Genomic DNA, 10,070 nt, shown 5'->3' on the forward strand with positions numbered 1-10,070 from the left:
CGCCAGTGCACTGGAGATCTTGTCCTCATCGCCTTTGGTCTTAGCTGCGTATGCCATGTAGGTATACGGGGTAGAAATCTTCGGTTTGTGGTATACAATCGGAGCCGTGCGGACTGCGATGGTATCGCCGGTCTGAGTAACGTTTAATTTGGCAACCGCGCCGATATCGCCCGCCTTTAATTCCGGAACCTCGATGACATCCTTGCCGCGGAGAACATATACTTTTTGAACTTTCTCTTCAGCGTCTTTGTTTACATTGTAGATAACGGTATCTGGTTTTAAGGTACCGGTACAAACCTTCATCAGGGAGTATTTGCCGATGAACGGGTCAACCACAGTCTTGAAAACACGTGCCGACAGGGATACATCGTCATTATATTTAGCAGTAAAGCGCTCTGCGGTCGATACATCGACACCGACACACTCGAACTTGTCCGGTGACGGGAAGTATTTATCGATCGCCTGCAGCAAATATGCGAAGCCCTGTGCATTGATGCCGGAACCCATCATAACCGGAACGATGTTGCCCTCACTTACGTGCTCGCGCAGCGCCTGTGCGATCTCTTCCTGTGTAAATTCTTCACCGGAGAAATAGCGCTCCATATATTCTTCACTCGTCTCTGCCACCGCCTCGATCAGCGCATCACGGATGATGCCGAGGTTCTTCTTGGTATACTCCGGAATCTCGCATTTCTCATATTCGCTTAAATGAGTGAAACGGCGGCCTTCCATCTTTACCGCATTGACAAAGCCGACAAATTTTTCATTTTCACGGATCGGCACCTGGAACGGCGCGATCTTACGGCCAAACTGTTTCTCCAGTTTTAAGATCAGCTCACGGAAGCTTGCCTGATCGTCATCCATGTTGGTAACGAAGAACAGGCGCGGCAGGTTGTACTCTTCACAGAGTTCCCATGCCTTCTCGGTTCCGACTTCGATGCCAGCCTTGCAGTTTACAACGATGATTGCTGCATCTGCTACACTGATAGCTTCCTCTACTTCTCCCACAAAATCAAAATAGCCAGGGGTATCTAACAGGTTAATCTTGATCGGTCCATCTTCTCCCTGATACTCCAACGGAATCAGCGTGGTGGAGATAGAGAACTGTCTCTTGATTTCTTCTTTATCATAATCGCTGATGGTGGTTCCTTCCGGAACTTTTCCCATTCTCTTGGTAGTACCTGTTACCAGTGCCAGCGCCTCTGCTACCGTTGTCTTGCCGGCACCGCCGTGCCCCAGTAACACCACATTGCGGATTTGTTTTGTCCCATACACGTTCATAGTTAAGTCCTCCCGTCTATTTATTTTGATGTTTTCTTCTTGTATTTTAACCTCTGTTCATATTGTACAAGAAAATAGAGAAAATTTCAAGTAAAACAACACCTTTATACAAAATTTATTCGTTTTATTTTGAAAAGCATTGAAAATGCGACAATTTCCCTGTTCAAAGGCGGTGAAATCAATCGCATTTTCGCAAATTTAGTAATAAACAGATGTAAAAAATTTTCTTTTTCACTTCAACGCGTAAAATCGTTGACAAGTGACTTGTTCTATTCTACAATAATTTCTAGTTTCATTTTTTTACTATACTACTTATGAAAGAGAGCGTAATTGCTATGAATACACCGATTAATCATCTTACCGCCGGTTTCATCGGACTCGGTCTGATCGGCGGCTCTATCGCCAGAGGTTTGAAACGCAGCGCCCCGGATATTCGGATCATGGCTTATATGCGGACCCGCGAAAAATTGGAACAGGCACATGCAGACGGCATTGTTGACCTGATTCTGGACGGCGTGGACGAGCATTTAAGCGAGTGCGACATCATTTTCCTGTGCACACCGGTTGAATTTAATGAATCCTATCTGCGCCAGATCCGGCCGTTCTTAAAGGAAGGCGCGGTTGTGACTGACGTCGGAAGCACCAAGACCAGCATTCATGAGACCGTTGCCGCGCTTGGCATGGAAAGCTGCTTCGTCGGCGGACACCCGATGGCTGGCTCGGAAAAGACCGGCTACGAGAGTTCAACCGACCATTTGCTGGAAAATGCATACTATATCATTACCCCGACACCGCACACCCCAGCTTCCCACACTGACCGTATGGTGGATGTAGCAAAGGCGATCGGTGCGCTGCCCCTGGTGCTGGATTACCATCGTCATGATTTCATTGTCGCGGCGATCAGCCATCTGCCGCACCTCATCGCCTCCAGCCTGGTCAACCTGGTACACGACTGCGACAGCGAGGATCAGATGATGAAACGGCTGGCTGCCGGAGGTTTCAAGGATATCACCCGTATTGCCTCCTCTTCTCCGGTCATGTGGGAACAGATCTGCATGACGAACACAGGCAATATCACTGAGGTGCTGGATCGCTACATTGATTCCCTGACGACATTGCGGGAAGAACTGTCCGACCACCAGTCCAGAGCCATCTACCAGCTGTTTGAGTCCTCCCGCGACTACCGGAATTCGTTTGCAGAAACTCCAAAAGGATCGATACAGCCGGAATACACCTTCTCCGCCGACGTGGTGGACGAGCCAGGTGCTATCTCCATCATTTCCTCGATCCTCTCCGGTAAAGGAATCAGTATCAAAAATATCGGCATCAGCCACAACCGTGAGCATGGCGAGGGCGCGCTGCGGATCAGCTTCTACGACAAGGCTTCGATGGAAGCGGCGTGGGCGCGTTTGAAGAAATACAATTACACGCTGTTCGCGTAGACTGCAATGTATGTTTCAAACTTAACTTTCAACATTAATGTTTAGGCAGGTACAACTATGAACTCAATGAAATTTACCCATACATCTTCTCTCCGGGGCGAACTGACCGTTCCGGGAGACAAGTCCATCTCCCACCGCAGCGTCATGTTCGGCGCTCTTGCGGACGGACTGACCGAAATCCACGGCTTCCTGCAGGGCGCAGACTGTCTCTCCACGATCTCCTGTTTTTCCAAAATGGGAATCTCGATCGAAAATCAGGGCGAGACCGTTCTCGTCCACGGACGTGGACTGCACGGCCTGACTGCCCCAGACTCCGTTTTAGACTGCGGCAACAGCGGCACCACAACGCGCCTGATCTCCGGCATTCTCTCGGCCCAGAAATTTGACACAACACTGACCGGCGACGCTTCCATCCAGAAACGTCCGATGAAGCGCATCATCGATCCTCTCTCTCAGATGGGCGCAAAGATCGAGAGTGTCAATGGAAATGGCTGCGCGCCGCTCCATATCATCGGCTCACCACTGCACGGCATCCATTATAATTCTCCGGTTGCCTCCGCCCAGGTCAAATCCTCGATTCTGCTGGCAGGTCTGTATGCCGACGGAGAAACCCGTGTAACCGAACCGTACATTTCCCGCGATCACAGTGAACGGATGCTGTCCGCATTCGGCGCAGACATCCACACAGAAGGAACCACCGCGATTTTACAACCGGCAAAACAGCTCTATGGACAGAAAATTCAGGTTCCGGGCGATATCTCCTCCGCTGCCTTTTTTATCGCAGCCGGACTCATCGTACCGGATTCAGAAATCTTAATTAAAAATGTCGGTATCAACCCGACCCGCGACGGCATCCTGCGCGTCTGCAAGGCGATGAACGCGGACGTCAAACTTCTCAATGTAAACACCGCCTCCGGCGAACCGACCGCCGACCTGCTCGTCCGCTCCGGTAAGCTGACTGGAACCGCGATCGAGGGTGCGATCATCCCGACTCTCATCGATGAGCTTCCGGTGATCGCTGCGATGGCGTGCTATGCCGAGGGAACCACCGTCATACGCGATGCCGCGGAACTAAAGGTAAAAGAGTCAAACCGCATTGCTGTCATGGTAGAGAATTTAACCGCTATGGGCGCGGATGTGACCGAGACCGAGGATGGCATGATCATCCACGGCGGCAAGCCGCTGCACGGTGCTGTGATCGACAGCAAGAAGGATCACCGCATCGCCATGACCTTCGCCGTTGCCGCACTCGGCGCTTCCGGCGAGACCGAAATTCTGGATGCAGACTGCGTGAACATCTCCTATCCGGGATTCTATGGGGATCTGGAACGGTTGTGTAAATAAAATGTGACTATGCATATTTGAGACAAAAAGGGCAGGAAAAGCTTCAAATCGCTTTCCTGCCCTTTTCTTTTGTCCTACTGCCCATATTTTGCAAAATACCGATCCAGCACCTGTCTTGCGATCGGCGCAGCGACCGCACCGCCGGAACCGGACTCTTCTGCCAGCACGCAGATCGCCACCTTCGGCTTGTCTGCCGGAGCGAAACCGACAAACCAGGAATGTGTCTCCTTACCTGCCTCAAACTCGGCGGAACCGGTTTTTCCGGCCACCGTATAGGATGCCCCCCGCATCGCGGAACCCGTACCAATCTCGACCACCTGGCTCATGAGATGCGTTAGAAACTGTGCGTCATTCGCAGACATCAGGGTTCCATAGGCGGACGGAAGGAACTTCTTGACCGTCTGACCACCCACATTTTCAACATGATCGATCATATATGGCTTCATCAGCGTGCCGCCGTTGGCGATCGCCGATACGATCATCAGGTTATGCAGCGGCGTAATCTGGGTTTTTCCCTGTCCGATCGCGGTCTGAAGCTTTTCCCAGTCATCCGAACTGCCGTCGAGCGAAAACGTGCTCTGGTTGTACGGAAGTGTGTACGGAAGCTCCGAATTAAAGAGCATCTGATTTGCCAGCGCCCGGAATTTTTCTGAATTAATCTGCATTCCAATCTCCGCAAACGCACCGTTGCAGGAATTGGCAAATGCCTGAATCAGGTTCTGCGCCCCGTGTGCCGTCCCGTGGTAACATTTAATCGTATAATCGCCATTCTGGTAAGAGCCATTACAATTATACACATAGTCCTGCCAGGTATTCGGGTTCTCTTTCATATATTCCAGCACCGTCAGCATCTTGAACGTCGATCCCGGCGGATATAAGCCCTGCGTCGCACGGTTGACTAACTGCGCCTTCGTATTGTCCGGCGATATCAACTCTGCCCAGCGCTCATCGACGAGATTCGCATTGAAATTCGGCTGGGAAACCATCGTTAAAATCTTTCCCGTATCCGGTTCCATGACAATCACCGCGCCCCGGTGTTTTCCGATCGCGTCGGATGCCGTCTGCTGCAGATCCACATCGAGCGTCGTAATCACATTGTCGCCCAGATTTTTCTTCCCCTGAAATTCATTGATCGTTTTCTCAATCAGATTCACATGGGAGGAAAGCAGGTAGAAATTCGCCAGCGACTCCAGACCGGTTTTTCCATTTTTGCCGGAATATCCGACCGAATGGACAAACAGATAATCATACGGATAATAGCGTTTCTCGCTTCCGTCACTTGCAACGTTCGTCTGCGCCAGCACCGTTTTATCATTGCTCATAATCGAACCGCGGGTCACCCGGTCTGAGAGGAGATCGAGTCTCGCATTATAAGAGCTGCCGATCACATTTTCACTCTTAAACTGGATAAACCAGCCAAAATAAACGGCCATCGCGATAAAGAGCGCCGCAATCCCATAGGTCAGCCACAGAATATGACGGTTTGAACGCGCTCTCGCATTTTCAGTTCTTTCCATTTCATCCTTCTGCCTCATCAAACTGCTGCTCCTCCTCTTCTTCCTCATTCCGTTTCAGGACATATAGTCCCTGTATCACGCCAAACAGGATAAATGTGCTGAGAATCGAACTGCCTCCATAACTGACAAGCGGCAGCGTCACGCCGGTGGACGGAATAAACTTGGTCACGCCGCCGATCGTCAGGAACACCTGCACCACATACTCAATTCCCAGACCAAACGCGATCAGCTTGTAAAATAATGCCTGCATCCGGGTCGCAATCAGCATGAACTGCATGAAGCAGCCCAGACAGATCAGGAGAATACAGAGCGCATAGATGCCGCCCAGCTCCTCCGAGATCGCCGCGAAAATGAAGTCCTTCTCGACAACCGGGATCTTCTTCGGCATCCCCTGGTAAAGTCCCATGCCAAACCAGCCGCCTGTGCCGATCGCAAAGAGCGCCTGCGTAACCTGATATCCTTTTCCTGCGATGTCACTCCACGGATCCTGCCATGCTTCCACGCGGACACGCACATGCGAAAACAGCTTATACGCCAGCATCGCAGCCGCACAGCCGCTTCCAAGACCGCCTGCCAGATACAGCCAGTTGGAGGTTGCAATAAACAGCATCAGGACATAGGCGAGGAAAAAAATCAGCGCACTTCCCAGATCCTTGGATAACACCAGAATCAACACGTGCGCCGCCGCCACGCCGGTCGTGATCGCCACATTTTTAAACTCCGTTGAGCGGTAAAACATCGTCGCCACGAAGAATACAAAGCTGATCTTAACAAACTCGGACGGCTGGAACGAAAATCCGCCGATACTGATCGAAAGCTGTGCGCCGAAGCTGGTATTGCCGATCACACAGACAACCAGCAGCAGCGCCAGACCTATCAGGCCGTACACCCACGGTATCTTAGCGAGCTGCCAGGTTCTATCTATCACATATGGTATAATCATTGTGATAACCGCCGCAACTGCCATGATGATAAACTGGCGGACCGCCTTGTCCATCGAGATGCGCGTCAGCATGATAAAACTGGTGCACAGAAGCATACACGTGTTGTTCAGCAACAGTCTCGACGCATTCCGGTAAAACAGCCGGTATAAGAGCTGGTACAGGACAAAAAAGACAAGCTGCGCGCCGAAAAACAGCACAACTGCCTCATCCTCGGTTTGTAGATAAATGATCGTACCCGACAGAAGAAATATCAAAAACAGCGGTACATTCTGCAGACGACAGAGCCGGAGTTTCGACTCGTCATCCGGCAGTGAAAAAAAGCGGAAATTGTAATATGTATAAATCAGTATCAGCAATATCATCAGATACCTGGACATCGTTGTCACAAGATTTATCATGGTGATCCTCCTTTTCATGTGTACCCGGAAGATTCCCGGTACACACGCTACTCTACGCCCCTCTTAAAATGACCTCTTGTAAATTCGCCCTCCAGCTCCACCGGTTCCTGATGGAGGAAGGTCTTCACGTAGGCATCCAGCACTTCCCCGGTCTGTGCCGCACTCTCCGACGTAAATGACAGACGCAGCACCTCCGGCTGCAGGCGGTCTATCTGCTTTTTATCCTTCAAAAGCGACAGGGGGCTGGAATTGTAGATCGTATTGCAGCAGAAACGGCACTGGTTCCTTACCGGAAATACCTTCTTTTTGCGATCCCGCAGATACAGATATTCCGGACATTTACTGCATCCTTCCACGGTTTTCCGGATGCACTGGGCGGTTACCATGACCGGGATCGAACCATATACAAGAAGTTCCCGTTCCCGGCTGTCGCGCGCCTCCAACTCCCGGCTGTTGAGCTCGACCGGAAGGGTAAAACGCATCGAAAGCTCCGGCGCCATCTCCCGCACAAAATCCTCCGCCCGGTGATTCATCGTATAAATACCATAATCCATCACAAGCGGGATGGAAATCTTCCACTCGCGCACCAATTCCAACTCTTCCCATGCCCGGATGACAAGACCGTCAAATCCCGCCGATTCCAGCCTGGAACGATGTGTTTCAAAATATTCCTTTGCCCGATCGCGGAAAATATGCGGCATTACCAAAAGACACTGCTTGTCTGCCTCATGGCAGCGCGATACCCATTCGTTCCACTGTTCGGCGCCAAATTCAGCGCTATCCAGATAGATGGCGCCGACTTCCGGTACGGATAACGCCACTTTTAACTGTGCCGGGTGTTCGACCGAAACATGAATGTGGTACAGAGCTGTTTTATTCCCTTTTTTATTCTCAAACAGCGTTTTCTGGCTCTGTACAGGTAAACCCGCTGTGAGTTCAACGTCCTGAGCCGGGCTGGTTTTTCCTGATTCCGAACCTGTCTGGTTATTTTCTTCCAGATTCTTTTCTTCCGGATTTTGCCACCCTTTTCCTGTCCCGCACGCCCTATTTTCCGGTATCTCCCGGCGGTATGGACGCAGTATCTCCTCGGTCAGCTGCTCAAACGCAGAGCGGCGGAGTTCATTTAACTCCTGCACCGGCACAAAGGGGCTGCCGCCTGTCTCCACTTCCAGATTTTCAAAATAATACGGCGTATTTCCCGTTTTTCCGAGCTGTTTCTCAATCCGTTCCTTGCTCATCGGCTGTTTCACTGCCGTCTGGACAACTGCTCCGATTCCGCCTGCCATCCGGCTTTCTCCCGTCAGCGGATCTTCGTATTGAAGCGTCAGCTGCAGCGGTTCGCCTTCACAGACACGCGCAAACCCCTGAACCGGTTCTTTTACCTCTGCTTCCACATACGTTTTGTCCAGATACTGGTAAAGTTCCCGGTTTTCCTGGCGGAATGCCGGTTTCTCATGGCAGACCACCATATCGCGTCCATTGTGCTCGGTATAATAGCCTAACGTCTGACCGCCGCGGTCAAACAGATCCAGCAGCTCCTTCCGGTCTTTCGGGTCAACCCGGTAACCTTTTCTGCCATTCTTTAAATATAAATCTACATATTTCCGGTACAGGCGCACCACGCCTGCCGTATAGCGCGGACTCTTCATGCGCCCCTCGATTTTCAAGGAATAAACGCCTGCTTCCAGAATATCCGGCAAAATATCCAGCGTACAAAGATCCTTGAGACTGAGCACATACTTGGAATCGCCCGGATTTAACACGCCATTTTCTTTCTTTTTGTTTTTGTTTTCATTCGGGTTGTTCTCATCCAGCCGCCGAAGGACATCAAACGGAAGCCGGCAGGTCTGAGCGCATCGTCCCCGGTTGCCGCTTCTGCCGCCGATCAGGCTGCTGAACAGGCATTGTCCCGAATAACAGTAACAGAGAGCCCCGTGAACAAAGCTCTCTATCTCCACGCCCGTCTCCTGATAAATGCGGCGTATCTCTTCCAATGAAAGTTCACGCGCTGTAACGATGCGGACCGCGCCCATTCTCGTCATAAGCGCCGCGCCCTCCGGTCCTGTAATCGTCATCTGTGTGCTCGCATGAACCGGCAAATCCGGAAAATGCTCCCGGATATAAGAAAATACGCCCATGTCCTGCACGATCACGGCATCCAGTCCCGCCTGGTAATACGGAAGCAGATAGTCGTATAAGTCATCCATCTCGTCTTCCTTTACCAGCGTATTGACCGTCATATAAAGCTGGCGCCCATGCAGATGCACGTAGTTGATCGCTTCCAGCATCCCCGTTTCATCCGGATTTTCCGCATATGCCCTGGCTCCGAAACGGCTGCCGCCCATATAGACTGCGTCCGCCCCCGCAGCAACCGCCGCTTTCATGCTATCGAAGGAACCCGCCGGTGCCAGAATTTCCACCTTTTTTTTCATATCATTTCACCCATTATAACCGCAGAATTGCATCTTTCAGTTCCACCGTTCCCTGTCTCTTGGGAAATGGCTTCCGCTTCATATATGCCTCCACCTGTGCCTGACGGACAGCTGCCAGTTCCTCACGTGCTGCCCCTGCCTCCTGGAGGCTCTCTTCCAGATCTTTCTTTATCGTCTGTTTTTCCTGCTCCAGCTGGCTCAGCTGCTCTTTTACACTTTGTTTTTCCTGTTCCGTCTGCATCAGACGTGCTTCCAGCTGCGATTTTTCCGTCTGCACAGCTGTCGCCGCCTGTCTTGCTTCTTCAAGCTGTTGTTTGAGAATCTCCAGCTTGTCCTGCAAAGAAGCGATTTCACTCTGGGATGACTCGACCGCCAGACGCTGATCTTCTGCATCCTGTTTCCAAACCTCTGCTTCTCCACGGAAATCGTTTGCTTCCTTCTTTGCATCCGCAATCTGTTCCAATGCCTCTTTTTTTGCAGCTTCTGCCTGCTCCCGGGCTGTCTGCTCCGCCCTAGCAGCGCGATCCTGGGCTGCTTTTTCCGCGGATTCCACGCGCTCCTGTACCTCTCTCTTCGCACGTTCAATCTGCTCCTGCGCTTCTTTTCTTGCAGACTCAACCTGTTCCTGTGCTGTTTTCTTCACAGCCTCGATCTGCCCCTGCGCTTCTTTTCTTGCAGACTCAACCTGTTCCTGTGCTGTTTTCTTCACAGC

General features: G+C 51.4%; 6 protein-coding genes and 1 pseudogene. 2 read left to right on the top strand and 5 right to left on the bottom strand.

All coding sequences use genetic code 11. From position 1 onward, the window contains the following. Positions 1-1,281 (bottom strand): GTP-binding protein (locus tag PUQ60_RS08865; RefSeq protein WP_273482935.1); only part of this gene is annotated, 1,281 nt, incomplete at its 3' end. A gap of 335 nt (positions 1,282-1,616) precedes the next feature. Here PUQ60_RS08865 and PUQ60_RS08870 point away from each other — a divergent pair. Then, positions 1,617-2,723, top strand: coding sequence for a prephenate dehydrogenase (locus tag PUQ60_RS08870; protein ID WP_273379822.1), 1,107 nt, complete (start codon positions 1,617-1,619; stop codon positions 2,721-2,723). A gap of 66 nt (positions 2,724-2,789) precedes the next feature. Then, entirely contained in the window at positions 2,790-4,067 is a 1,278-nt protein-coding gene (gene aroA, locus PUQ60_RS08875) for a 3-phosphoshikimate 1-carboxyvinyltransferase (RefSeq protein ID WP_273379842.1), read from the top strand. 74 nt (positions 4,068-4,141) lie between these two features. On the opposite strand, the gene PUQ60_RS08880 is transcribed toward aroA, so the two are convergent. From PUQ60_RS08880 to PUQ60_RS08895, 4 genes and pseudogenes are all read right to left on the bottom strand, one after another. Beyond that, positions 4,142-5,602: a penicillin-binding transpeptidase domain-containing protein gene (locus tag PUQ60_RS08880; protein ID WP_118672934.1), complete on the bottom strand. Its 1,461-nt coding sequence runs from the start codon at positions 5,600-5,602 to the stop codon at positions 4,142-4,144. After that, the gene (locus PUQ60_RS08885; RefSeq protein ID WP_117795001.1) at positions 5,586-6,926 is read right to left on the bottom strand and encodes an FtsW/RodA/SpoVE family cell cycle protein; all 1,341 of its coding nucleotides are present in this window, start codon (positions 6,924-6,926) and stop codon (positions 5,586-5,588) included. The genes PUQ60_RS08880 and PUQ60_RS08885 overlap by 17 nt, the downstream gene beginning before the upstream one ends. A 47-nt stretch (positions 6,927-6,973) precedes the next feature. Continuing rightward, on the bottom strand, positions 6,974-9,358 hold the full coding sequence (locus PUQ60_RS08890; protein WP_273379826.1) for a DUF3656 domain-containing protein: 2,385 nt from the start codon (positions 9,356-9,358) through the stop codon (positions 6,974-6,976). A gap of 13 nt (positions 9,359-9,371) precedes the next feature. Then, positions 9,372-10,070, bottom strand: a pseudogene (locus tag PUQ60_RS08895) (hypothetical protein); the annotation flags it as partial.

It is taken from the genome of Clostridium sp. AF02-29 (assembly GCF_934835585.1).
GTDB lineage: Bacteria > Bacillota > Clostridia > Lachnospirales > Lachnospiraceae > Otoolea > Otoolea fessa.

Bases quoted from the DNA above. Each gene is read 5' to 3' on its own strand.
- PUQ60_RS08870 (WP_273379822.1), top strand. From the start codon at position 1,617: ATGAATACACCGATTAATCATCTTACCGCCGGTTTCATCGGACTCGGT.
- aroA (WP_273379842.1), top strand. From the start codon at position 2,790: ATGAAATTTACCCATACATCTTCTCTCCGGGGCGAACTGACCGTTCCG.
- PUQ60_RS08880 (WP_118672934.1), bottom strand. From the start codon at position 5,602: ATGAGGCAGAAGGATGAAATGGAAAGAACTGAAAATGCGAGAGCGCGT.
- PUQ60_RS08885 (WP_117795001.1), bottom strand. From the start codon at position 6,926: ATGATAAATCTTGTGACAACGATGTCCAGGTATCTGATGATATTGCTG.
- PUQ60_RS08890 (WP_273379826.1), bottom strand. From the start codon at position 9,358: ATGAAAAAAAAGGTGGAAATTCTGGCACCGGCGGGTTCCTTCGATAGC.